The sequence below is a fragment of the Sinomonas sp. P47F7 genome (assembly GCF_049332655.1).
Lineage (GTDB): Bacteria > Actinomycetota > Actinomycetes > Actinomycetales > Micrococcaceae > Sinomonas.
The window spans coordinates 287,198-311,703 of sequence record NZ_CP186327.1 but is presented as its reverse complement, the minus strand read 5'-3'; the positions used below and the strand labels follow the sequence as shown (position 1 = coordinate 311,703).

Below are 24,506 nucleotides of genomic sequence, written 5' to 3'. Positions count from 1 at the left end.
CCAAGGCACGGAGGAGTTGGACTATGGCAAAGCAGGTCGCGGCCTCGGGCAGCGTAGTGATTGACCGGCCAATCAACGAAGTGTTCGCATTCTTCTCTGACGCGGAGAACGATCCGAAGTGGCGCTCGGGGGTCAAGTCGATCCGCCGGCTCGGCGAGCTCGGCGTGGGCGTCCAATACGAGCAGACCGTCACGGGGCCGGGCGGGCGCAGCATCCCGGCCGACGTCAAGGTCACGGCGTTCGAGCCCGAGAGCCGCGTGGCATTCGAGGCGATTTCGGGCCCCGTGCGCCCGCACGGCGAGTACCGCTTCGAAGCGGCCGACGGCGGCACGAAAGTGACGTTCAGCCTCTCCGCCGAGCTCTCCGGCCTCAAGGCTCTGGTCATGTCGGGCATGGTACAGAAGACCATGGACTCCGAGATCGGCGCCCTGCCGAAGGCCAAGGCGCAGCTCGAGGGCGCGTAACTCCGCCGAATCCATACAGCCAACGGCCCCCGTCCTGTTGTGGACGGGGGCCGTTCTGTGCATCAGGGGCGCGCCCGAGGTGCCACGTGGGGGACGTGACACTTTTCACTCGCACCAAGCCCGGGCGCGCTCTGGCCAGCCTACTACGAGGTCCGGCCCACGATCTCGGTGGTGCCACCCGACCGTCTCCGTGTTTCCGGACCGCTGAACTCAGTGAACCGCCGGCCGCTCGGACTGTCGGTCCGTCGCAGGACCATGTCCGTGTGAGCGCATTGAATCAGCACGACGAGCCCGACCGGGATCCTCTCCTGGTGCCCCGAGCCGCGATCGAGTCCCGGAAAGTCACCCACGCCCCCGGGTCGATCCCCGTGTGGGTGCGATTCGCGTTCGACGACGGCCGGACCGAACAGACCGACAAGGGATTCGCGCTCGCCTGGACCGACAGGCATGTGCTCGTCCAGGTGCTCTGGCGGATGTCCTACTACCAGGCGGCCCGCGAGTTCTGGGTCGAGGCGGGCCAAGTGAGGCGCCGCCTCATCGAGCCGCAGTGGATCGGCCGCACGGCGTAGGGCGGTATCCCTGAGCCGTGAGTGGTGGACCTTCGTCGGGGCGTGCCCGCACTAGGGCAGCCGCGGCGCTCGCACGGCCATGAGCTGGCGCAGGTCCTCGTTGCGGCGGTCGAAGGACTGGTCGATCTCGGCAGCTGCGGCCCAGGACCGCCGCAGGTTGTCGCGGAGTCGCTCGATGCCGGCCTCGAGGCCCCGGATCAGGAGCGCGCCGGCATGCTCGATGCGAAGCTCGCTAACACTGAGTGTCCTCTGAAGCTGCGCGATGGCGGTCATCGTCGTGCCTTTCTCTGAAATGGTTGCCTTTCCTCTATTCGACTGCGTGCGGGGAGCAACCACATCCGTGCTCAGTACGGATATCCATAGCCCGTGCCTGTGCCATCATGAATTCATGAGCGTGGGCGAGGTTCCTGCGACTCTGCGGCACGCTGGCGTCACGCAGCGAGAACTGGACGTGCTCCGTCTGGTGGGGATGCGGCTGCGCAATAGCGAGATTGCCGCACAACTATTCGTGTCTGAGCGCACCGTAGAGAGCCACGTCTCGGCCTTGCTCCGCAAGCTGGGCGGGAGCGATCGGCTCTCCCTGGCTGCCGCAGCCGAGCTCTTGAACCGTGCTGGGGTCCCAGCGTGGACGCTTCCGCGCCAGCTGTCCTCGTTCATCGGGCGCGAGGAGGAGATGGCGCGGCTGTCGGAGCTCCTGACGCTCCACCGACTCGTGACCGTCACCGGACCCGCTGGCACGGGCAAGACCCGTCTGGCTCTGCAGGTGGCCGCCGGCTCGGAGCGAGAGACACCGCTTCTCATCGACCTCGCCTCACTGCCGCCGGAGGGGGACGTGGCGGGCTTCGTCGCCGACTCGCTCGGGCTCGGGCATGGAGGCGGTCGCCTCCTGGACCGCCTCACCGAGGCCCTCCGGGAGAGCGAGACGTGGATCCTGGCGGACAATTGCGAGCACGTCGTCGAAGCCCTCGCCGAGCTGCTCCGCGAGTCGATGCCCCGCTGCCCGGCCCTGCGGGTCCTGGCCACGAGCCGGCGGCCGCTTCACGTCGAGGGAGAGGCCCTGTACGAGTTGGGCCCACTGTCGGTGCCGTCCGAGACCGACAACCCAGCCGTAGTGCTGGCATCCTCGGCCGGCCGGCTGTTCGCCGAACGCGGCGCGAGCTCCCTGGCTGGCTTCTCCGTGAACCCGGAGAATGCCGGCGCCGTGGCGGCCCTGTGCCGGCACCTAGACGGTCTGCCGCTCGCGCTCGAGCTCGCAGCCGCCCGCCTTCGGGCGCTCACCCCGCAGGAGCTGCTGGCCCACCTTGACGAAGCACTGCTCGCGGCAGGACCCGACGGTGCCATGACGCGGCACCGCACCCTAGAAGCCGCCCTCCAGTGGAGCCTCGAGCTCCTCTCCGACGATGAGCTGCTCCTGTTCGGCCGATGCTCCGTTTTCCCGGCCGACTTCGACTACGACACCGCGGAACAGATCCTTTCCGCCCCTCCGCTCACCGGCCCCGGCGTGCGCCGGCTGCTGCCCCAGCTCGTAGACCACTCGCTCGTCTCGGCGCGAACGGTCGGCGGGATCACGGTCTTCAGGATGCTGGACAGCGTGCGACACGCGGCTGCCGCCCGGCTGGCGGAGCGCGGCGAGTCAGAGCTACTGGCCGGGAGCCATGCCCGATTCCACTTGGACCATGCTCTCGAGCTGGCGCAGGGGCTCCGTGGCCCGGACCAGCCGCAGGCACTCTCCTGGTTCGAGCAAAGGTGGCCGGATCTGCGCACCGCGATGTCTTGGACGCTCGAAAGCGGCCAGACCGCGGATGCTTGGGCTTTCCTGGCTGGCATCGGGATGGGCTGGGAGACCCTCGGAGTCCGGCGAGAGATCTTCGACTGGCTCGACCAATTGGAGAAGTCGCCGCCACCGGCAGCTCTGAACGCAGGCGCCTGCGCCGCGGCCGCCGTCGTCCTCTGTTGCCAGGACACGGGAGCGGCGCTGGACAGGGCCCGCCAGGGGGCTGCGCTGGCCGCCGACGGCGACAGCGCCACCGTGGCACTGACGCAGCTGGCTTTGGGCTGGGCTCTGGGGTACCACGAAGGTTCGGGGTCTGGTCAGGCCGAACTCGAGGCAGCGGAACAGAATTTCGCCGCCTTGGGCGACCGCTGGCACCAAGCGCTCGCATTGGAGGGCCTCGGCCTCGGCGAGGAAGCGACGCCCCGCTCGGTGGCGACCCTCCTCACGGCAGCAGCGCTATTCGGAGAGCACGGCGATCAGGTCAAGCGGGCCAACTGCCTGAACCAGATGGCTCATCGCTGCGTGGACGCCGGGATACGGCTCGACGAGGCGAGTGCGTGGCTCGAGGAGGCCCGTGCGCTCGCGCTGGCCACCGGCAACGAACACGAGCTGCTGCATTCAGACCTTTTCCGAGCGCGGCTCGACCTCAGAACTGGCAACCGGGTGGCGGCGGCAGCCGGCTTTGGGCTGCTTCTTGGTGGGTTCCGGCGCATTGGGGACCGGCGATGCGCCGCCCGCTGCTTGCTGGGCCTAGGCCAAACGGCCGCGCTGCGCGGAGACTCGAGTGCGGCGGTCGAGCTGCTGATCGAGAGCGCAGGGATCGCTGCCACCACCACGGACGCCTACGAGTTGACCACCGCGCTGGCGCTGCTGGCCACGTCCGCGCTCACACGGAAGGGCCCCCGCGCGGCAGCGATGCTGCTCGGCGCCGCCGAGGCCGCGGCCGTCCGGCTCGACCACGCTCGCCGTGATGCCATCCCAGAACTAGACGAGGCCCGCGCGGCGCTGTCAGGCACTCTGGACCGCAAGGAGTGGGAGGCGGCGCTCACCGAGGGTGCGCGGAGCCCGATTCCAACGTTGCTGCACGCCTGATCCTCAAGCACGCATCCGGTGGACCTTCGTGCAGAGCTTGAGAACCCTGGCCCGGCCCTGAAAACCGTGGTATCTCGCCTGTCTCGCGGTGAGTACAAGCATGGTTCACGGCCGTTTGAGCCGCTAATCACGGACGCCCGGGGCCGGCTCGTGCGCTCAGTTGGAATGACTCAAACCTTTCTGAATGCGGCTCAGGTCGACGAGCTGGTGACGCTCTACGAGCGCGGCATGGCGCCGCGGGAGCTCGCCGAACGATTCGGGGTCTACCACCGCACTGTGATCGGGCATCTCGTCCGACGGTCGGTGCCCATGCGACGAGGAGGACTCCGCGAGGAACAAGTGCCAGAGGCCGTGGTGCTCTATGAGAGCGGGCTGACACTTATGGAAGTAGGTCTCCGCTTCGGCGTGAGCCAGCAAGCGATACGAAGATCCGTGGCCGCGAAAGGTGTGAAGATTCGCCCCCGCGGCCCCCGCGGCCGAGGCGCCACCGGTTGAAGCGCGCACGCCATCAGGCGCCTCGAGGGGCCGGATGGATCTGAATGACCTCTTCGCGGCGTGCAGGTACAGCGCCGCCAGCATGGACGGATGCGTCGAGGGGCATTCAGATGGACCCGCACAGAGGGAGATCATGCCTCCACGCATGACTAGGCGGCCGACAGTCGGCCGGCTACAGGCCGAGGCTGGAGCGTGCCGGGCTGCCGCGGTGGGTCGATTCCGGCCGCTGATCGTGGCTCGGGCTCAATGCGGTGGCTCGGTCAAGGGCTGCGCGTGCTCGGGCGGCGTCGGTCCTCTGCGCGGCCTTCTCGGCCGGCGCTCCGAGGGGTGTGGGTGCGGTGATCCCGTAGCGGTCGCGGTAGGCGGCGACGGTTCGGGCGAGGCGGCGCCAGTTCATCGTCGTCCGTTCGTCCTGGGGTGGGGTGCCGAGGGCGGCGGTCCAGCTTGCGCGGTCGTTGAGGGCTTGGTCGAGGAGGGCGTCTGCGCGGGCTTCGATGAGGTCGCGGCGTTCGTGGAGTGCCTGCCTCATCTCGGGACTCATGCTGCCGGTCGCTTCGGGAATGAGCCCAGCGATCAGACGCGGTGCCTTCCGTGTGCGTCCGGAGCCCGCGGGGCGGGCGGTGGCCCGGGCGAAGCGGTGGTGGAGGACGGCGGCGATGTCGTCGGCGTCGCCGAACCCATGCGCCTGGACTAGGCGCGGCAGCAGGGCATCGATGTCGTGGTGGTTAGCCTCGGCCCGCCGGAGTTCCGCGGTGAGTGCCCCGAATGAGTCGGAGCTGATGGCGTTTGCTGCTTGTTCGGCAGCGAGGCCGGAGGTGCGGATGAGGTGGGCCCAGCGGTCGTGTTGGGCGGCTGCTGCGAGGGTTTCGTATTCGGCGGCGAGCTGGGCGATTGACCCCCATGCCCCCTGCTCTTGGGTGGTGGCCTCGTGAGCGGAAGGCTCGGCACCGATCTGGTGGAGCACCCCGTACAGGACGCTGCGCCCGGTGGCCTCCGTGTTGTCGCCGGGGTGCGTCCCCTCGTGCCCGGTGTCGGGCTTGTCGGTGGCGACGTAGGCGGTGTTCGATGCGCGGCCGCGGGTCATGGCGACGTACAGGGTCTCCCGCGTCATGGATGCGTCGACCAAGAGGTGCGAGCTGTCGACCGTGATGCCCTGCGCTCGATAGGAGGTGACGGCATAGCCGAGGTCCAGGCGCTCGGCGGCGTAGTCGGCCGGAAGCACGACCGCGCCTCCCCGCTCGCGCCCCGCCCGGCGGAGGGTGACGGAGCCGTCCCCGCGGACCTCGGTGACGGTCCATCTGTCGCCGTTGCGGACCCAGGAGCGGCCGGCGCGGAGGCGGCGGTCGTTGCGGCGGGTGATGACCGTGTCCCCGGCCGCGGCGCGGCTTCCGTCGTGCAGCTCGACCTCGCGCGACCCGTGCACGGTTCCATCGAGGACCAGATCGGTGCGCGCCCGCACGTTCAGCGCCGTGACTGCCTCGTTCGAGTCGGCGATCAGCAGGGACGCCCGTCCCGCGAGCAGGTCGGCACGCCACGCGCCGTAGGCGGCATCGACCATCGCCTCCGTCTCCCCCTCAAGGACACGGCCGTTTTCGATGTAGGTGTCGATGACTTCGGTGCGACCGTGCCGGAGGCCGAGGGAGGCGGCCTTCTCCCACTCGTTCGTGAAGCGGTGCACGTCGAGGAGCTCGGGCGCGTCGTCGCGGTCGTGCACGAGCAGTGAGAACGCCCCGCCGGCGTCGACGGACTGGAGCTGGGCGTAGTCGCCGACCAGGAGCACCTTCGCCCCTGCCTCGGCGGCAAAGCCGGTGATGCGGTCGAGGCTGAGCGTTCCGGCGAGGGAGGCCTCGTCGACGACGACGAGCTGGCCCTCGCGGAACGACTGGCCAGTGCGCTGGTGAGTGTCCCACCATTTCGCGGTGTTCTCCGTCTCGATGCCGAGGTCGTCGGCGAGGACCTGGGCCGCTGCGGCGGAGGGGGCGAGCCCGACGACCGAGCCGTCCCCGTGCTCGGCCTGCCACGCCCGCCGCAGGACGCTCATCGCGGTGGTCTTGCCCGCCCCGGCGGGGCCGACGAGGACATCGACGATGCGCCCGGAGGCGGCGACCTGGGCCAGCGCCGCGGCCTGGTCTCCCCCGAGCATCCCCCTCTCGCGGTCGGGCCTGGCGATGGTCCTCTCGACGGTCGCCAGCGAGACAGTCGGGCCAGTGATTGCGCGGGCGCGCTCGAGGAGGCGGTCTTCGGCCGCCAACAGGACCTCGGAGGAGAACACCGTCGAATGCTTCGGCCGGAACACGCTGGTCCCGTCCGGGCGCTGGAACACCGCCGGGCTGGTGGCGAGCTCGGGCGGGGTCAGACGCAGCGAGGCAGCTTCGGCGGCGTCCACGACGAGGCCGACAATGGCCTCGCGGTCCTCGGTCGTGGCGAAGCGGTAGCCCATCGTCTGGCGTGCCGCCTCCGCCGTGAGGTTCCACCGCCGCCACGTCGACCTCTTCTCCCCCACTGCCTCCACGACGCTCGCGCCGAGCGAAGCGATCACCTCCAGAGACACATCGTCGGCGCCCAGGAGCAGCGGATCCCCTTTCGACGTAATGCTGCGCGCCCAACCGGTTGCGTCCGCCCCCAGCATGCGGCTCGCGCGCTGCCGCCACTGGGCGGTCAGGTCCGCGAGCGATCGGACTTCCTTCTCCGGGCGGGTAGTGAGGGTGGCCAGGGAGCGGAGCTTGATGACCGTGGTGTCCGAGGGCTGCCGGCCGTGCCGGTCCACGTACTCCGCGATCAGCCGGTCCTTCTCCACCTCGATATGCCGCGAGCGTAGGGAGAACTCTCCCACCAGCTGCTCGGGGACGCCGGTGATGGCCCAGGCCGGGTTGCGGTCGCGGCCGCGATCGCGCCTCTCCCACCCGACCCCGAGGGCAAGGGTGAGGTGATCGGCGAACACGGCTTCGTGGAGTTCGGAGAGTGCAACGGTCGCCGCGTGCATCGGGCGGGAGTCCAGGCTGCGCCACCTGCCGTCGAGCACGGTCTGGACCTTGTTGGAGATGACCACGTGCGTGTGCAGGTGAGGATCCCCTGCACGGGAGTCGAAGTGGTCATACGCGGCCGCGATCAGGCCGATGACATCGACCTGGGCGACCGCGCCATTGCGGCCGGCTGCACCCGCACGCGTGGCTGCAACATCCCGCTCCATGTACGCAACCACCTCCGCAACCGCCGCATGGTGCGCCGCCGCGATCACCTCCTGCATCCCCGCGTCGGCAACCGCCCACAACACGGACGCGGACTTCGGGATCGAGAACGTGAAGTCATACCCCGCGACCGCACGCCGCGACGGGGCCGCGGCCTCCTCGGCCACGATCTGCGCGACCGCCGCCTCCCGTTCGCCGTCGCCGAGGTCCGGGCCGAGCGCCTCCGTGCGCTTCTCGATCCGCTCGGCACGGCTGGCATACGCCGGGTACGCGCGGCCAAGCGGATCCCCGCTCAGCGGGTCACGGCCCATCCCGATCAGGAGCTGAAGCTGCGCCTCGGAAACCCTGTCGCCTCCACGGAGCCGCCCGTCGCCCAAGGCCGTGATGCCGGAGCCGAGCCAGCGTCCGGGCGGGGTTCCTTCCGCGTTGTAGTACCGGGTCAACGGAGTCGACAGCGGCCGGTTACCATCCCCCGCAGCGACACTCCGCAGGAGATACTTATAGCCATCCCCCGCCGACATCAACCGCATCGACACCGTCACGCGCCCGCCTCCAGACCTGATTCACCAGGTCAGGTACGCAGGAGCTCCCGGTGCAGGGGTCGTATTCGAGTGGCGCGAATGGGGTCAGCGACGCCGGCGGTGACCGTTCAGCTGTCGGCTCGTTGGGTGACGTATGCGGACCAGTCGCGGGCGGCGAGGGCTGCCCATTTGACGGCGGTCTTGTCGGCGACTCCGATGAGTTCGGCCAGGACGGGCGCGGGGACCTCGCCTGCTAGGGCGAACATCGCGGCGTGGCGGGAGCGGCCGGGGCGGATGCCGCAGGCGACCAGCTTGGCGCGGAACACCTCTCTGACCAGGTGGCGGCCGGGGTGTCGGCCGGGGAACAGCCAGCCGTGGTCGCTCCTGGCGATCGAGGGGGTTCCGGGCTTGCGGAGGTAGCAGCGGATCAGCTCGTCCAGGCCTGGCGGCATCTCGATCGGGATCGTGTCGAACGCGACCAGGACGCGGCCGTCGTCTTCGACGTTGATCTGGTTCGTGCGCATCGCGACGATCTTTTCCAGTGGCTGGGCGAACAGGAGGGTGAACAGCCCGCCGATGCGTGCGTAGAGGCTGATCTGCTCGTCGTGGAGCAGGAGGTTGATCTGGTCCCACCGGTCGGCGTCGGAGACGACGACTTCCGGGATCGTCGACTCGCGCCAGGGGATGTTCACGGTCGGGTTGATGCGGGTGCGCCGCAGCCAGGCGACGAAGTTCTGCTGGCTGTTGCGTCCGCCGGGATGCTCGGCGAGGTAGTCCTCCAGTTGCGTCTGGGTGAGGGATGCGAGCGTGATGCCGCGGCGGGTGGCCCAGGTGCTGAGGCGGATTGCGCCGCTCACGTTCGAGCGGGCGCCGTAGATCGCTGATTTGCTCAGTCGGCCCTGCTCGGCGAGTCCTCGCAGGCGGCGGAGGTGATGCCAGTGCCCGTAGCGGCTGATGACTGCGGCGCTGTCGGCGTCGAGGGGTTCGAGGATGTCGGCCAGCCAGCGCTCGAACCGATCGATTGGCGCGTGATACGGAGGGATGACCCCGGTGCTGGCCAGGAGCTCGCGGAGGTAGTTGTGCGAGCGGTCTGCTGGCAGGCTGCGGAACGTCTCATGGGTGATCGGCAGTTCGCCGCGGGCCATGAGTGCGAGCAGCCTGGCCCCGGTTGCGGGCGGCTTCTTCAGCCAGGTGATCACGCTCTGCGGTCGCGGCGCGGCGGTCAAGTCCTTTTGAGTGGTGTATCTGATCCTGTGGTCCTTCGGGCCGTTCGTTATGCGGTGAGGGCGTGGAGGTCGGGCTCGGTCGCCTCCTCGGGGTTGGGCTCGCCGATGCGGCGTGCGGCGGCGAGGGCGTCGAGTCCGAGGTAGCGGCGCTGCTCTGCCCACTCGTCGTGCTGCTCGGCCAGGACGGCTCCGACGAGGCGGATGATCGAGCCCCGGTCGGGGAAGATCCCCACGACATCGGTTCGACGACGGATCTCCCTATTGAGTCGCTCGTTGGGGTTATTCGACCAGAGCTGGCGCCAAATGGACTTCGGGAACCCGGTGAAGGCCAGGATCTCCTCTCGCGCGGCCTCGAGGTGGGCGAAGGAGCGCGGGAGCTTGTGCTCGAGGGCCTCCAGGACGCGGTCGAACTGGGCGTGGACGGATTCTGCGTCGGGCTGGTCGAAGACGGTGCCGAGCAGGGTCTTCACCCACGGCCACGAGCTCTTCGGGGTCACCGACATCAGGTTCGCCGCGTAGTGGGTTCGGCAGCGCTGCCAGCTCGCGCCTGGCAGGGTGGCCCCGGTGGCGGCGACCAGGCCGGCGTGGGCGTCGGAGGTCACCAGCTTCACCCCGGTCAGGCCGCGGGCGACGAGGTCGCGGAAGAACCCCAGCCAGCCGGCCCCGTCCTCGGCCGAGCTGACCTGCAGGCCCAGGATCTCCCGGTAGCCCTCGGCGTTGACCCCGGTCGCAACCAGGACCGCGACCTTCACCACCCGCCCGCCCTCGCGGACCTTCATCGTCAGGGCGTCGGCGGCGACGAACGCGTACGGGCCCCCGTCCAGTGGCCGGGTGCGGAACGCCTCGACCTGTGCATCCAAGTCCCGGGCCATCTCGGAGACCTGGGACTTGGACAGCCCGGTGATCCCCAGGGTCTGCACCAGCTTCTCCATCCGGCGGGTCGAGACGCCCAGGAGGTAGCAGTTCGCCACCACGGTGGTCAGGGCGGCCTCGGCCCGACGGCGCCGCTCCAGCAGCCAGTCCGGGAAATACGAGCCCTGCCGCAGCTTCGGGATCGCGACGTCGATCGTGCCCGTACGGGTGTCGAAGTCCCGGTGCCGGTACCCGTTGCGCCGGTTGACCCGCTCCGGGCTGGCCGTGCCGTAGGAGGCGCCGCAGACCGCGTCCGCGTCGGCGGAGAGCAGGGCGTTGACGAACGTCGTCATCATCTCCCGCAGCAGGTCCGGGGAGGCCTGGGCGAGGTGTTCTTCGAGGAAGCGGGCAGGGTCGATACTGTTGGGTGCGACGGTCATCGCGGCAGGTCCTTTCGAGTCGAGGTAGAAGACTTCTCGAAGGATCACGCGGTGACCGTCCTCGTCTGAGACGACACGCTCACCGGGAGCCGTACACCACTTTGCCGGACGCTACCGGCGCGGCGGCCAGCTCGTCGTAGAGGAGGCACAGTTCGGCGCGGACGAGTCCGGTGGCAGGGTCGATCAGCAACTCGGTGAGGCGTTCGGCGAGGATGCAGCGTGCGCAGCGGGTGGAGCCGTAGGGGTGGTCCTCCCGGCCGCAATCGGTGCAGGCGAATACCGAGTCCTCACCGGCGCAGCCTGCGCAGACCAGGAGCCCGTCGTTGCTGCTCGAAGGGTAGGCGATCGGGCGCAGCTCGAAGCACTCGGGACAGACCGCCGGATGGTAGGCGATGCCGCGGCGGCAGCGATAGCAGATCGGCCCCGTCGGGAGCATCACCGTCGTGCCGGTCAGGCCGCAGCGGACGCACTCCCGCTTCCGGGACTCGCTCACTCGCCCACGCCGTCGGGGCGGCGAACCCTGGCGCGGATCGGACGGATGTCCCCGATCCCCGGCCCGCCGCGGTCGTTGACCGCTGGCGCCTGCCTCTGCTCCTCGACGTGGAGCTCGAGGAGGTCCGACGGGGTGCAGTCCAGGATGTCGCAGAGCGCGGCGAGCAAGTCGGTGTTGATCCGCTGCGGTGGTTTCGTCACGATCCGGTGGATCATCTGCCTGGACAGCTCGATCCCGCGCTCGTGCAACGGCTCCATCAGATCGGTGGTCTGGAACATGCCCTTCGCTGCCATGAGCTGGCGCAGATGCCAGAGCATGGAAAGTTTCCTCGTCACTGCTGCTCCTTCTCGGTCGTGTAGACGCGCGCGAGCGCGGCTTTGAGGGTCTTGGTCTTGAAGTCGTTCGAGACCGACGTGTAGATCGCCGTCGTGGAGGCGTAGGAGTGGCCGACCTGCTCGGTGACGAACCGCTCCGGGTAGCCGAACTCGATCAGATGAGTCACGTACGAGTGCCGCAGGCAGTGCAGGCTCAGCTCCGCGTCGAGGCCGGCCTGCTCCCGCAGCCACGCGAAGCGGTGATCCATCGACTTCACCGAGATCCGCTGTCCGCGCTCGGTCAGCCAAAGCGCATCCCTCGTGCCCGGTTGCAGAAGCGGTCGGGCCTCATCGACCCACTGCCGCAAGCCGTCAACGACCCAGTCGAACTCGGGCACGGTGAGCACCGTGCGCCGCCGCGGAGTGCCTCCGCGCACCGCCTTGCCGTAGCGGACGTGCACGGCACCGAAAGTACCCCACTGGCGCATGTGCGGGTTCGGACGCAGGTCCGCAACGTCGAGATTGCACAGCTCGCGGCGGCGCAACCCGTAGGCGTAGCAGGTCTTCACCATCTGCGCGTCCCGCAACGCGGTCCACGCACCCTTGCGCCCCGAACGGCGGATGCGCTCGACCCGCGCGTCGAGGAAGTCGAACAGGTGCTGCAGCTCGTCATAGGTGAACGGGCGCCGGCCCGGCCGGCCCTCATAGTCGTTCAGATGCGCGACCGTGTTGAAGTCGTGGCAGACCTGCGACGGGATCGCCGCGAACCGCTGCTCGCACTCCGTGACCCACCCGTAACGGCCGTCGAGCAGGTAGTCGCAGAACATGCGTTTCTCCTATGTCAAGCCGCCGTCGCAGCGCAAGCTGCGGCGTGTGCTCGATGGTCGGTTTGGAGGTGGTTGTAGACGATGCGGGATAGGCGTCGTTTGAGGCAGCGGAGGGCTTCGGTCCTGCTGTCGCCTCCGTTGAGGCGTTTCTCGTAGTAGGCCTTGCCCAATCCCTGTATCCGGATTTGGGTGACGGCGATGCGGTGAACGGCTGCATTGAGCTGGCGGTTCCCGGAACGGGTGAGCCGGACGCGGCCCGCGGTGTTGCCCGACCAGACCGGGACCGGGGCGATGCCGGAGTAGCGGGCGAACGCTGCCTCGGACTTGAACCGGGCGATGCCGGCGACCTCCCCGACGATCTTCGCCGCGGTCAGCGCCCCGCACCCGGGAATCGCCACGAGGGCAGGGGCGGCCTCGCGGGCCCGCGCTGTGATGCGCTTCTCGAGCGCGTCGATGCGGCCGGTGAGCTCTTCGACGTCGCCGAGCTCGTCCAGGGCGAGCTCGGCGACGATCCCGTCGAGGGCTTCCAGCCAGGCGCGCAGGCGCTGCTGGTGCTTGCGGCGGTCCAGCGACCGGGCGGGCGGGGCCATCGCGGGGTCGAGCTCGTGGACCCGCCACAGCAGCCGGTTCACCGTCGCGGTGCGGTGCTTGATCAGGTCTTCCCGCCGGTCCACCAGGAGCCTGAGCTCCCGGGAGGCCTCATCGTGAACCGCGGCGGGCAGGTCCGGCTCCCGCAGCACCGCCCGGGCCACGGCAAGGGCATCGATCGGGTCCGACTTGCCCCGGGTCCGTGCCGAGGCCCGCGCCTGGGCCATGAGCTTCGGTGGAACCCGCACTACCTGCTGGCCCGCGGCCAGCAGGTCCCGCTCGAGCCGGGCCGAGAGGTGACGGCAGTCCTCCACGCCCCACCGCACCTCCTCGCCGAAGCGTTCCCTGGCCCAGCGGATCGCCTTCCGGTGGCCCTTCTCATCGGCCGACACCGTGACGTGGCCGAGCTCGCGGCCGACCTCATCGGCCGCGACGAACGTGTGGGTGTGCTTGTGGACATCGGCGCCAACGACAACCATGGTGGTTGCCTCCCTTCATCGTGAGGAACGGCTGGGCCGGTCGGCGGACATACCTCAGTGGGGGCGACGCCACGCTCCTATCAAGTCACGCCGGCCGGTCCATCACACCCGACGCCGGCAAAACGCATGGACGCCAGCCCGAAAGCGGCACCAAGGCTACGAGCCAGACGACGGGTGATCAGGATCCAACCACCGCAACAGCGGCAGCACCACCCTCACACTGAGCAACGCTAGGTGATACCCGCGGATCGTCGACGGCGCCAACCGCGAACCCCCGCTCATCAGCGACACGGTGAAGTCCTCCACATCGCCCGCGTTCCACTGCCACGGGAACGAGCCCGCGAACTCCACGAACCGCCTAAGCAACGCCACCCGGGGCGCGATCGTGGCGTCCGCCAGCAACCGCGACTTCTGCTGCCGCTCCCACCCGGTCAGCATCGCCTCGAAAACCGCCGCCTGCTCGTCCAGATGGACCACGCCCGGCGCTAGCACCAAGTGCGCAGACCCCGGAACCTCAGCCCTCAAACCCCGCCCCCAACAGTCAACTCTGATTTGACAATGACAATCAGAAGTTACCACGGGTTGCAGATGCCGCGCGCGACAAGGGAACCCGGATCGCGGGCCGGAGCATTCACACCCCAGCACCCGCGCGGCGGGTCGACTCAGAGTTGATTCGGGACCTTTACCCCCGATCTGCCAGACGCGTGCTCCGTGGTGAGGTGCTGCTCGGACGTACCCTGTGTCAAGGGACATCACGGCGCTCGATTTGAGCCGCTTTGCGTTCTCTCCATGGCGTTAGGCACAACGCCTTGCCGAGCTCACACGAAGGATTGTCCAGAACGCCCTGGACAATCGCCGCCTTCTTGTCTGTCGATCGCCACGTAATTCCCGAGCGTTCTCGCCACGGAATTCCCCAGTGCCTGATGCGATGGTAGCCGGGTTCCGGGGCCCTGGGGAGTGCTGAAAGTGCAGCCTGGCGCCCCGGAAACATGGGTAACTAACGATGTTTCCGCCCCCTATGGGAGGAGTGCCGTCTGCTTTGGGACGTTGAGCGGGACGGCGATAGGGCGTCGCCGTGCCCGTCGTCAGCGGCGCGATGACCTTTATGAAAGTTCGGTCCCGGCCGCAAGGCGGCAGGGAAATCTCGTTAGGGTGTGGCGTGGTGGGACCCCGTGAGGCCAGAGCAGATCGGGGGGCCCGCCGCGACGTCAGCGCAAGGATCCAGAACGGAGTTCTGCTCTCATGACGGACACTAGGCACGAGATACAGGCGAGGTACCGCAGCGAGGTTCTGCAGTGGGCGGCCAGTCATGCTGATCCGAAGCGCGCCAACCAGCTCTTCAGGAGCCATCACGCGTTCTACAAGTCGATTCGCGACCTTCCCGAGGGGCGTGAGGCTCTCCTGACACTGCTTGAAGACGAGAGCCTGCCCGTCAGAGTCATGGCCGCGACGCATGTTCTGCCATTCGCCCCTGACCGCGGCGTGCCAGTGCTGGAAGAGGCCGAACGAGCGGGTGATGTGATGTCGATAGACGCGAAGTACACATTGATCAGCTTTCGCTCGGGGAAGCTCAACCTTGACTGGTAGGACTCCATGGCGTTCTCCCCCCGGAATCGCCCAAGCCCTGTCTCGGTTCAGTGGGTGGCGGGGCGTCGGCGTGTCCGGTAGGAGCCGGTCTGGATGGTGATCTGGTGGGCGTTGTTCACGAGCCTGTCGAGGAGGGATTCGGCGACGACCTGGTTCGGGAACAGTGGGTACCACTCCTCGGGGGCACGGTTGGTGGTGACGACGATGGAGCGGGCGGGGCGCTCGTTGATGATCTCGTAGAGGTCGTCGCCCTGGGCGGGGGTGAACTCGCGCATCGCGAAGTCGTCCAAGATGAGCAGGTCGGGCTTGGTGTAGGCGCGAAGGCGCCCGGCCCAGCTCCCGTCCGCGTGGCCGCCGGCGAGGTCGGCCAGGACCCGGGAGGTGGGGGCGAACCGGACGGTGTGCCCTGCACGGATGGCCTGATGCCCGAACGCTGTGGCGATGTGGGTCTTGCCGGTGCCGACGGGGCCGCTGATGATCACGTGCTGGCCGGTGCGGACCCATTCGGCGTTGGCGAGGTCGCGGATGCGAGCGGCGGGGATGCCGGGGTCGGCGGTGAAGTCGAAGTTCTCGATCCTGCCATCCGTCTCGAACTTCGCGGCCTTGGTGCGCCGCTCGAGCGCCGCGGAGTCGCGGCGGTTGATCTCGTCAAGGCACAGTGCCTGGAGGAAGTCCAGGAACCCGAGCCGGCCGTCGGCGGCCTGGGCGAGCCGGTTCTCGAGGGAGTCGAGCATCCCGGACAGGCGCAGGGTGCGAAGGGAGGCGGCGAGCTGGGTGCGGTCGGCGCCGGCGGGTCCCGGGGCGGTGCTGGGAGTGGTGGTCATGATGGTCTCCTGTCTCGTCGGTGAGGGGGCGCACGCGTTCCCGGGCCAGCCGCCGCGGCTGCCTCTGGGGGCATGCGCGTGAAGGTTCAGCTGGCGGTGAAGGCGCCGGGGCCGCGGAGGTAGGCCCCGGCGCCGTTGTCGCCGTTGGAGCGCACGGGCAGGACGGTGACCCCGGCGGCGAGGAGTCCCTTGACGGTCTTCAGCGTCGGGTCCCCGGCCGCTGCCGCGGCGGCGCAGGCGGTCTCCACCGCCTCGGGGCGGTGGGTGCCGGCGAGGCGGATGATGCCCTGCGCGGCCCGGATCCGGTGCACCGCCGGCTCCTCCAGCAGCCCCTCGACCACTGCCGCGGCGGCGGGGCCGATCAGGGACGCGTGCTCGCGGCACCATGCGGCGTCCCGGGTGAAGAACCCCGCCGCCGCGGGTGGGTAGTCGGCCAGGTCGGTCTGGCGTCCCTTGGCGATCCTGGGGTGGACCTTCGCGATGGCCCCGTCGAGGTGGAACTCGACCGTCGTGGCGCCCAGCCGCACGTCCAGGCGGGCGCCGACGAGCTGGTAGGGAACCGAGTAGAGCACGCCCCTGACGGAGGCGTGGCAGTCCGACCCGACCGTGGCGGTGCGCCATTCCGCGGGCTCGAGCCTCCGGGCCGGGAGCGGGGCCATGGCCGGGCGCTCCACGGCGGCGAGGACTTCCCACGGGCTCTGCCCGGCCAGGGCCCTGGGCTTCCGGGCCCCGGCGACCTCGCGGCACCACCGCTCGGCCTCGGCGCGCATCTGCGCCATCGAGGTGAAGGACCTCCCGGCCCAGAACGAGCCGCGCACGTACTGCACCATCCGCTCCACGTGCGGCTTGTCCTTGGGCCTGTTGCCCCGGGCCGGGTCCAGCAGGGTCCCGTAGTGCTCGGCCAGCTCGGCGTAGGCCCGGTTGAGCTTGGGGTCGTAGAGGTCAGGCTTGATGACCCCGGTCTTGAGGTTGTCCGAGGTCAGACGCCGCGGGACGGCGCCGAAGAACTCGAACGCTGCCACGTGGGCGTTGGTCCACGCCGTCTGGTCCATCCGGGTCGTGGGATAGACGAAGGGCTGCTTGGAGAACGGCAGCGTGAGCACGAACGCCCAGACCCGGTGGCCCCTGCCGGTGTCCGCGTCGCGCCAGTGCCCCAGCATGCCGTAGTCGACCTCGCCGAGCTCTCCCGGCGCGGACGGGGGGCTTGAGCACCGTGGGCTTGCGTCCAGCCCGCCCGGCGTCGGGCAGGGTCGCGGCCAGCCACCGGTAGAACGAGCGCTGCGAGGCGCTGACCCCGTGCTCGTCGACGAGGCGCTGGTGGACCACGGCCCCGGCGACCCCGGCCTCCAGCTGCTCCCTCACCCACTCGATCCGGGCATCGAACTCCGGCCAGGAGATCTGCCGCAGCCTCCCGTCCACGATGGTCGGGAACCAGCCCGCGACCATGTCCCGCCACTCCTCGGCGCTGAGCCCGAGCCCGGGGGCCAGGCCCTCTGCCTCGGCCGGTGCCAGGTACTTCTGCACCGTCTTGCGGTCCATGCCCAACGACACCGCGAGCTCGCTCTTCGAGCGGCCAGCGTCCCAGTGCATGAACAGTTCGATCAGATCCATCGATGCCACACTCCTACGCGCCAAACCACGAACCCCCGCCTCCGGCCCGGCCATCGGACCCGAGGCAAGGCTCTCGGACAAGGCACCGGCGGTGCGTGACGTCGTCCCCATGGGAATTACGTGGCGAACCACCGCTCAAGGTGGGGAAATCCGTGGCGAAAACCGACCTACGGGTTGGGAATTACATGGCGGACGACATCTTGTCAACAGGCGAGCTCGGGCGGCGATCCCGGCCCTGTGAACGAATCCCCACCGCTTTGGACTATCGCCTTGCCGGCGCCTGTGTGGCTTGGCTACTGGGCGAGCGCGACAGGGAGATGGCAAGAGAACGGCCGCCGGATTGGCGGCTCCCGGACGGCAAGCGACAGTCGGCCGACTTGGCCGGAAGTCGGTGGCAGGGGTAGCCAGATGTGCAGCAGTGCGTCTCGATGTCTCCGTTGGCGAGAGGCCGAAACCAGGGTGACTGAAGTTGCACTTGGCCAACCTCGTGGCTGTGAATCGCAGCGTTATTTGACGTGTTTGTCGCAGCGTTAGGTGGCAGGATGATGCGCAGTTCGAGGATGATGATTGTTGCGCGGCCCCGAAGCAGGGTCGCCGCCTATTCCTGGCGGAACAATGCGAACAGTTGGGGTGGCCGTGATGAGTGACCCGGTGGGGAGTTACGGCCCTTCTGAGCTGGCCCGTCGGTGGGTCCGCGCGTTGAGCGAGCATGATTTGGATCGCGTTGCAGACTGCTTCGCCGAAGACTACATCGACGAGGCTCCCGCGCGGCGCGGCGAGCAGGTACACGGGCGCGACGAAGTGCGGCGAAACTTCGGGCGCCTGTTCGCCGAACTGCCCGACCTGCGGGCCGAGGCACTCGCCACCGCCACCAACGGTCAACGAGTCTGGATTGAATGGCGGATGTACGGAACCCGGCGAGATGGGTCCCTGATGGAATTTGTCGGGGTGAATGTTTTCGAGGTGATGAACGGGAGATTCTGCAGGGGCCGGATCTACACCGAACTCGTCCGCGATGCCGGTGGCATCGACGCCCAGGTCGATCGTATGACCCGCGGCCCGGCAGGCTGACGGGGATGCCGACGTCGACTTGGTCAATCTGGCCGAGCAGGGCACGGCTCCGTTGGCCCGGACGCAATGGACGGCTCGGCACTGTTCGGGGTGCTGTTCGTTGCACGGGCGGCGAGAAGACCAGAGACCTCCGCCATGGGTTTCGCAGCCTCGCGGGCCCGGCAGGGCTCGGAGGCAGGGTTACCCCTCGTGGGTGTGTAGCCAGCGGCGTACAGCGTCGTCGAACGCTTCTGGGGCTTCGATGAAGCTCAGGTGGCCCACGTCGGGGAGGACCATGAGTTCGGACCCGGGGATCCGCCGGTGCATCTCCTCTGCCACGGTCAGGGGAGAGCGCACGTCGACTGACCCATACAGCAATAGGGTTGGAACCGAGATGGTGGGCAGCACGGGGCGATAGTCGGCGCGGCCCGAGGCAGCCAGGAGCGAGCGCATCCCCGCGGGACGGAAATCCTCGAACAGGCGTGCCACCTGGGCCTTCATAGACTCCGTTGCCCGCTCGCTCAGGAGAGTGGGCAGCCAGACGGGGATGATCTCGGCAGGGGCCTTGTCCAACTCTGCGCTGGCCTGGGCATAGCGTCGCTCCACCTCCTCCGGCGGGAGCGATCCGGCCCAGCCAGCATAGGCCGAGGCGAGGATGAGCGTGGCCGGGATCTCGGGATGCCTCCGCCACAGGTCCAAAGCGACACCCGAACCGAAGGAGAGGCCCAGCACGTGCGCCCTCTGCGGCCCGTCCGCGAGACCGAGGGTTTCGAGGACTCCTGCGAGGATGTCGCCGAGCGCGACACTCCCGTCCGGCAGCTCGTCCGAGCCCCCGCAGCCCGGGGTGTCCCAGGCGATGACCGTGAACTCGTCCGAGAGGTCATCGAGCTGGCGGTCCCAGACACGGCTGTCCTCGTAGGCGCCGTGCAGGAGGACAAGCGGCGGGCCCTGGCCAGCCCTCCGGTACGCGACGCGGAGGCCATCTACCTCCACGGTGTCCATGCGAACATGGTCGGGGCTTGGCTGCACGCGGGTCAAGGGGGCGAGTTGACTCATGGAAACCCTCGCCCAGGCGCTGCCCGACTTCCGACACGAGCTCGGTTGGGTGCTGGAAGACCTGCAGCGAGTGCCGATACGAGATCGAGCACGACGAGCCGAATTCTCCGCAGACGCCCTGTACCGCGCATACCGGATAGCTCCGTTGGCGCGCCAGCCCCGACGAGGTGTCGTTCGGCGGTGGAGTCGCGAGGGATGTCGCGTATCAATGGGCGGGAGAACGCTGACAAGAGGCAGCGTCGAGCGGCTACTGCGGTTTTGCGCGTCCCCAGAGCTTGGTCACCAGCTCCGCGGTCCGCGCCGGCTCGGCCTGATGGCAGGTGTTCAGGTGGTGCAGGCCTTCGAACTCCTCTGAGGTGAAGTCTCGGAAAAGTCCCTTGAGCCGGTCGCGCATGGCTCGCCACCTCGGGTGGGTGAGGGACCCGAAGGTGAATAGGACCGGCCCATCGAACTTCGAGTAGCTGGCGGGATCGACGCGGTGGTTCCGGAGGGCGTTGGCGAGAGCCGCCATTCCGGCGGGACGTTTCGCCATCCACGGTGGCGGCGGACCCTCGGGCGGACCGCTCAGCTCAACCCCAGATGCGACCTGGAGTTGGAGGAATGCGGCGACGGACTGCGGGCCGGGGAGCTTCACGGCGTCTTCGATCTCGGCCCAGTAGGGATCAGCCTGATCGACAGGGGTGAAGTCAGAGGCTGGCTCGTCTACCGCGAGAGACAGCACCCGCTCGGGATGGCTCGCGACGAATGCGAGAGCGCACGCAGCGCCGCCCGAATGCGCGTAAATGTGGAACCGGTCCCAACCCGCTCGTTCGGCCGCGCGTCCGATGCCCTCAACTTCCGTCTGCACCGAATAGCCTGTCGGCGGCGCCTCGCCGGAGTAGACCTCGAGGTCCTTCAGCAGCGGTCTGATTCCGGGCAGGTGGTTGAGGAAGGGGCGGTATCGAACTTCGGCAGGGGCAATGCCCCCGGGAAGGAAGAGCACGTCCGTCATAGCGGCAGCATACTGAGCGCGGTGTCCGAACGGGAATAGTTGATCCCCCCAGCCTCCCTCTTTCATGCGACTGGGTCGGGGCGCCCTTGACGGCCGGCGGGGCCCGGGGTGGCGCGGATCGGGGCCATTGGGTCTGCAAACGCCGGCACTTGGTTTTCCTCGAGCAGTTGGAGCTTCGTCTGCCATACGATTCGGGACCGGGCGAAAATCTGGGCGTTCTGTAGACGGCCGTCCACGGGACACTCGCCGCCGGGTGTCGAAGTTCGAAGTCCTCTGCACGCCGACCAGCGGAAACGCGCTCGTGTGCGGATGGCTTCGGTCATTCGGCGTGTCCGAACTCGTGTGCACGACACGACGAGCGTGCGCTCTGGCCGCAGTCATCGCTAGGTGGCAGGTTGGCCGCCCGGCGTCGTGTGTCCTAGGACAGGTAGCGGTAGATGGTGGGGCGGGTGACGCCGAATTCGGCGGCTATCTGCGCCACGGTGTAGGCGCGCTTCCCGTCGGGGCCGGTCTCGTCGTACACCTGGCGGGCGAGTTTGACCTCGCGGGGGCCGAGCTTGGGCTTCTGGCCGCCGGTGCGGCCCCGGGCGCGCGCGGCGGCGAGCCCGTCGCGGGTCCGCTCGGACATGAGCGCGCGCTCGAATTCGGCGATGGCTCCGAGGATGTGGAAGAACATCGTCCCGACCGGGGTCGAGGTGTCGATGCCCTGGTCGAGGACGACGAGGTCTACGCCTTGGGCTTGGAACCGGCGGGAGAGCGCGATCAGGTTCTCGAGCGAGCGTCCGAGCCGGTCGAGCTTGGTCACGACCAACTGGTCCCCTGCGCGGTTCGCGGACAGGAGCGCCTTGTCCAGCTCTGGGCGGGAAGCGAGCTTGCCGGAGGCCGAGTCGACGAACACCGGATCGCAGCCGGCCGCGGCGAGGGCATCACGCTGGGCGTCGGCGTGCTGGTCCCTCGTCGACACCCTCCCATACCCCACGCGCATGACCCGACGGTATCAGGAACAGGGGAAAGCAAGACATAGGCGCGTACACGAGAAGCTTTACAAATCGATGCTGGGGAATTTGCGACATCGCGCGGGCTTCCTCTGCCTGTCTCAGAAACGTTCGTTTCCGGACGCTGTGAAGGCCTAGCGTCGATTTTCAAAGAATTGACGAGCCACTCCTTCTAAACCAGAAAATACGCCGTCACTTCCAGACTGAGCTTCTCTCTGCAGCGGAATTTATCAAGCTGGACTCATCCAACCTGATAAATTCCGCTGTCCCACAGGATCGAAGGAACTAACAAAGACTGCTGGCGTGTGCAAAAGTGCTGAATGTGTCCGGCACAGCAGTCGCCGTGCCGCTCCACGTGGTGTTCAGCCCTGTGGCCAGACGGATAGCCCCCCGAGGTCCTAAGACGTCACTGTTTGAGAGGCACGACACGTCGTTCTCTTGTCCAGTAAGGATTGGAGATCCATTGATCTGAACTTGCAAGCCAGAGGAGGGGAACTGGGTCGTCTGATAGCTCAGTGATACGGAACCATCAGGCTTGACAGCAGCGACTACTTCGTTTTTGAAGGACGGGGTTACTCCCTGGGCTGTGAGAGGATTTGTGCCAGTGTAGGAGATGTTGATTGTGTTTGATCCTGGCGTAGTTACGGAAGTTGTGTCTGCTGCGCGGGCAGTCGTCCGACACACGGTAAGTTCGGTTGCGGTGCGCTTGTCTGTAAATGTCCTATTCCTTACCGTGAGGCCCACGTGCGGTTCTGGTGAGGTTTGCACATTGGTAACGGTCTGCCCGTCCCAATCAAACGTTATGACATCCTGTACTCGGTAACCGCCGTCGAATGCGGCGTGACCGTCACCGTCGAAGGTCGACGTTACAGAAATATGAGGTGTTGTGTCCTCCACTGGAGTCCAGCAGCTTTCAGCCGGGGAATGAATATTCACCCAGGCTCTGTACGGGAGAGATACGGGCTGAAAGGGGTCAACAACTTGGGGTTGTGGAATCCAACTTCTAGTCCTGATTGTATAGATATCTTTGATGTCAGCAGTAGTCGTGGCGCTGGACGTCAGCTCAGAATCGCTGGCACTTAGCCTGAGAACGTAGTGACCGGGTTTGGAGAACGTTGCTTGAGTATTCGCGGATGTCGGATTGGTGAAGGTCACCACACCGCCAGTGGGTCCGTCGGCCATGCTCCAATTAATAGTCGTTGCCCCCGGGGGGGACGGTAGTCCGTCATCGGTGACGTTTCCGGCAAGCGTGATTAATTCATGGCTGTGGCCGCTAACTGCGGGACCGGCGTCGACAACCGGAGCATGGTTCATAGCTGCACTCAACACGCCGCTGACTTGGAGGTGCTCGGTTTGAGTTAGCGCCCCTGCGATTCCCGGCACCCCATATGGGTCTGTCCTGTTGTGAGTCCAATCTGCAGCAAAGTCGATCGAAGGGGCCGTGTAGCTCGGATCTGTAACTTGTCCCCCGAACCCGCCGAAATTAGGCATGATTTCAACCTCGTAGGGGGCGCCAAATACGCATTGACCCGGGATCGGACCGGAACCGTTAGCGGTTTCTGTCGCATTCGCTCCCACCGGAACGGAATCCGGAATTATGATCAGATTTGCCTGCTTGGAGTTCTGATTCCATGGATACAATCCTGGGCCTGGGTTCAGCGAAGTCGACGCCGGAAAGCCTGGAAGGATCTCCACACCCTGAGCCATTAGCTGGTCGCGGTATGCAGACAAATTAACTGATGAGAGCGTTGCCGAAGTAGCCGTTTCGCAGCTCGACGCGTTTGCGGGGAGCCCACAAGCATATTTTCGAAGGCTGCTGGAGCTATTTTCCGTTGCGGAAATGGTGGACGTGTTGTCGTCAACCCATGTCGTCGCGTCTACATAGGAATTACTGTTCGGATCATAAACGCCATGTACTACTTGCTGAACAAGGCTAACGTTCATGTGACCGCTCGTGGTCCGCGTTTCATGGAGATGGTCCCCGCAGCTGTCTGCCGGGATGTCTTCTTGGAATGTGTAGTTCCAGGTAATGGTTCCACTAAGTCTCGGAACAGATGGCGCGGCGCCTGTCGCTGCCCTTGCTGCACTGGGTGAGACGGACACGAACGATAAACACAGGGCTGTGATGATCAAGACTGTGAAGGTGGGTTTTCGCCCTCGTCGGCTGGAAATGAGTGTAAACATGTGTGCCGTCCTTCTTATGGTGGGCGCTTTGTGGTGGGGGTTTGAGGAGTCAAATTGCCAAAAGCAAAGCATCGGGGCGCCGTCTCCCGCCCAGGCTGGGCCTTAATGATTGCTTGGTAAGTGCGCGGCGTCCAGCCCTAACCGATGGAACATGCCCGACCTTGCTTCAACTGCTGAGGGTCAGATTGTCTTCGCGCCTGAAGGGACAAGGCACGCGTGGCTCTGACAGAGTTATTGGGACCCGAGTTGTCGGAGTTGGGTGGCCCCACCTGACGACATGCCGGGGCAGTTCTGTCAAAGATAGGTGGCCCCACCTGTGGGTGGTTCTCGTCTGGTTGTTCTGGAGACGGGAGGGCCCGGGATCGGGTCGAGGTTGGATCTGTTCGCCGACATCCGTCGGGATGCGAGGGTCGAGGGGCTTTCGATCTGCGAGCTCGCGAAGCGGCATGGGGTCCATCGCCGCAGGGTGAGGCCAGGCGATGGGCTCCGCGCGGTCCCGCCGGGCCGGAAGCCGCGCGATCAGGTGGCCCCGAAGCTGGACCCGGTGCGGGAGCTGATCGATGCGATGCTGCGCCAGGATCTTCAGGCGCCCCGGAAGCAGAAGCAGACGGCCACCCGCATCCACCGGCGGCTTCTGGATGAGCACGGCGCGGTGGTCTCCTACGGTACGGTCCGTGACTACGTGCGCGTCCGCAGGGGTGAGATTGACTCAGAAGCAGGCCGGGCGGCGGAGGTCTTCGTTCCCCAGGACCAACGCGCCGGGTGCGGAGGCAGAAGTCGACTTCGGCGAGGTCTGGGTCGTGTTGGCCGGGGTGAAGACGATTGGCCCTAACGTTGGATATTTCACTTTTTCACAAGCCGCCCGCCCTAGCGGTCAGGGCAAGGC

At 67.3% G+C, this 24,506-nt stretch carries 20 protein-coding genes and 1 pseudogene; 6 read left to right on the top strand and 15 right to left on the bottom strand.

From position 1 onward, the window contains the following. Positions 1–23 precede the first annotated feature (23 nt). Positions 24–464, top strand: a complete 441-nt coding sequence (locus ACOKR1_RS01575) for an SRPBCC family protein (RefSeq protein WP_422935031.1) — start codon at positions 24–26, stop codon at positions 462–464. Positions 465–727: 263 nt separating this feature from the next. Continuing rightward, on the top strand, positions 728–1,033 hold the full coding sequence (locus ACOKR1_RS01570) for a hypothetical protein (RefSeq protein WP_422935030.1): 306 nt from the start codon (positions 728–730) through the stop codon (positions 1,031–1,033). A gap of 51 nt (positions 1,034–1,084) precedes the next feature. Here ACOKR1_RS01570 and ACOKR1_RS01565 read toward each other — a convergent pair whose 3' ends face one another. Continuing rightward, positions 1,085–1,306, bottom strand: coding sequence for a hypothetical protein (locus ACOKR1_RS01565; RefSeq protein WP_422935029.1), 222 nt, complete (start codon positions 1,304–1,306; stop codon positions 1,085–1,087). Between ACOKR1_RS01565 and ACOKR1_RS01560 the strand changes: the two genes are divergently transcribed. Further along, the gene (locus ACOKR1_RS01560; protein ID WP_422935028.1) at positions 1,296–3,899 is read left to right on the top strand and encodes an ATP-binding protein; all 2,604 of its coding nucleotides are present in this window, start codon (positions 1,296–1,298) and stop codon (positions 3,897–3,899) included. The two genes, ACOKR1_RS01565 and ACOKR1_RS01560, sit on opposite strands and share 11 nt — an antisense overlap. A 156-nt stretch (positions 3,900–4,055) precedes the next feature. Here the strand turns inward: ACOKR1_RS01560 and ACOKR1_RS01555 are convergent, their stop codons facing one another. From ACOKR1_RS01555 to ACOKR1_RS01515, 9 genes are all read right to left on the bottom strand, one after another. Next, positions 4,056–4,478, bottom strand: coding sequence for a hypothetical protein (locus ACOKR1_RS01555; RefSeq protein ID WP_422935027.1), 423 nt, complete (start codon positions 4,476–4,478; stop codon positions 4,056–4,058). A gap of 88 nt (positions 4,479–4,566) precedes the next feature. Beyond that, a complete protein-coding gene (gene mobF / locus ACOKR1_RS01550; protein ID WP_422936716.1) occupies positions 4,567–8,112 on the bottom strand; it encodes a MobF family relaxase in 3,546 nt (1,181 codons plus the stop codon). A 119-nt stretch (positions 8,113–8,231) separates the two neighbouring features. Further along, positions 8,232–9,302 carry a hypothetical protein gene (locus tag ACOKR1_RS01545; protein WP_422935026.1) on the bottom strand — a complete coding sequence of 357 codons (1,071 nt, stop codon included), beginning with the start codon at positions 9,300–9,302 and terminating at the stop codon, positions 8,232–8,234. 74 nt (positions 9,303–9,376) lie between these two features. Continuing rightward, positions 9,377–10,621 carry an IS256 family transposase gene (locus ACOKR1_RS01540; RefSeq protein WP_422935025.1) on the bottom strand — a complete coding sequence of 415 codons (1,245 nt, stop codon included), beginning with the start codon at positions 10,619–10,621 and terminating at the stop codon, positions 9,377–9,379. Positions 10,622–10,700: 79 nt separating this feature from the next. Further along, positions 10,701–11,114, bottom strand: a complete 414-nt coding sequence (locus tag ACOKR1_RS01535) for a hypothetical protein (protein WP_422935024.1) — start codon at positions 11,112–11,114, stop codon at positions 10,701–10,703. Continuing rightward, on the bottom strand, positions 11,111–11,449 hold the full coding sequence (locus ACOKR1_RS01530) for a helix-turn-helix domain-containing protein (protein ID WP_422935023.1): 339 nt from the start codon (positions 11,447–11,449) through the stop codon (positions 11,111–11,113). The genes ACOKR1_RS01535 and ACOKR1_RS01530 overlap by 4 nt, the downstream gene beginning before the upstream one ends. Then, positions 11,446–12,255 (bottom strand): tyrosine-type recombinase/integrase, encoded by an 810-nt coding sequence (locus ACOKR1_RS01525; RefSeq protein WP_422935022.1) that lies wholly within the window; start codon positions 12,253–12,255, stop codon positions 11,446–11,448. The genes ACOKR1_RS01530 and ACOKR1_RS01525 overlap by 4 nt, the downstream gene beginning before the upstream one ends. A 14-nt stretch (positions 12,256–12,269) precedes the next feature. Further along, positions 12,270–13,322: an IS110 family transposase gene (locus tag ACOKR1_RS01520; RefSeq protein ID WP_422934429.1), complete on the bottom strand. Its 1,053-nt coding sequence runs from the start codon at positions 13,320–13,322 to the stop codon at positions 12,270–12,272. A gap of 156 nt (positions 13,323–13,478) precedes the next feature. Next, positions 13,479–13,799: a hypothetical protein gene (locus ACOKR1_RS01515; protein WP_422935021.1), complete on the bottom strand. Its 321-nt coding sequence runs from the start codon at positions 13,797–13,799 to the stop codon at positions 13,479–13,481. 765 nt (positions 13,800–14,564) lie between these two features. On the opposite strand from ACOKR1_RS01515, the gene ACOKR1_RS01510 reads away from it, so the two are divergent. Continuing rightward, complete coding sequence (locus ACOKR1_RS01510) at positions 14,565–14,909, top strand: hypothetical protein (RefSeq protein WP_422933029.1); 345 nt, start codon at positions 14,565–14,567, stop codon at positions 14,907–14,909. Positions 14,910–14,956: 47 nt separating this feature from the next. Here the strand turns inward: ACOKR1_RS01510 and istB are convergent, their stop codons facing one another. After that, complete coding sequence (istB, locus tag ACOKR1_RS01505) at positions 14,957–15,733, bottom strand: IS21-like element helper ATPase IstB (RefSeq protein ID WP_422933028.1); 777 nt, start codon at positions 15,731–15,733, stop codon at positions 14,957–14,959. A gap of 86 nt (positions 15,734–15,819) precedes the next feature. Continuing rightward, positions 15,820–16,962 (bottom strand): IS21 family transposase, encoded by a 1,143-nt coding sequence (istA, locus tag ACOKR1_RS01500; RefSeq protein ID WP_422936607.1) that lies wholly within the window; start codon positions 16,960–16,962, stop codon positions 15,820–15,822. Between the two features lie 997 nt (positions 16,963–17,959). Between istA and ACOKR1_RS01495 the strand changes: the two genes are divergently transcribed. Beyond that, entirely contained in the window at positions 17,960–18,415 is a 456-nt protein-coding gene (locus ACOKR1_RS01495; RefSeq protein WP_422935020.1) for a nuclear transport factor 2 family protein, read from the top strand. 180 nt (positions 18,416–18,595) lie between these two features. Here ACOKR1_RS01495 and ACOKR1_RS01490 read toward each other — a convergent pair whose 3' ends face one another. From ACOKR1_RS01490 to ACOKR1_RS01480, 3 genes are all read right to left on the bottom strand, one after another. Beyond that, the gene (locus tag ACOKR1_RS01490; RefSeq protein WP_422935019.1) at positions 18,596–19,396 is read right to left on the bottom strand and encodes an alpha/beta fold hydrolase; all 801 of its coding nucleotides are present in this window, start codon (positions 19,394–19,396) and stop codon (positions 18,596–18,598) included. 301 nt (positions 19,397–19,697) lie between these two features. Beyond that, complete coding sequence (locus ACOKR1_RS01485) at positions 19,698–20,441, bottom strand: alpha/beta fold hydrolase (RefSeq protein ID WP_422935018.1); 744 nt, start codon at positions 20,439–20,441, stop codon at positions 19,698–19,700. Positions 20,442–20,859: 418 nt separating this feature from the next. After that, a complete protein-coding gene (locus ACOKR1_RS01480) occupies positions 20,860–21,426 on the bottom strand; it encodes a recombinase family protein (RefSeq protein ID WP_422935017.1) in 567 nt (188 codons plus the stop codon). 2,555 nt (positions 21,427–23,981) lie between these two features. Between ACOKR1_RS01480 and ACOKR1_RS01475 the strand changes: the two are divergent. Next, positions 23,982–24,441 (top strand): annotated as a pseudogene (locus ACOKR1_RS01475) (IS21 family transposase); the annotation flags it as partial. Positions 24,442–24,506 lie beyond the last annotated feature (65 nt).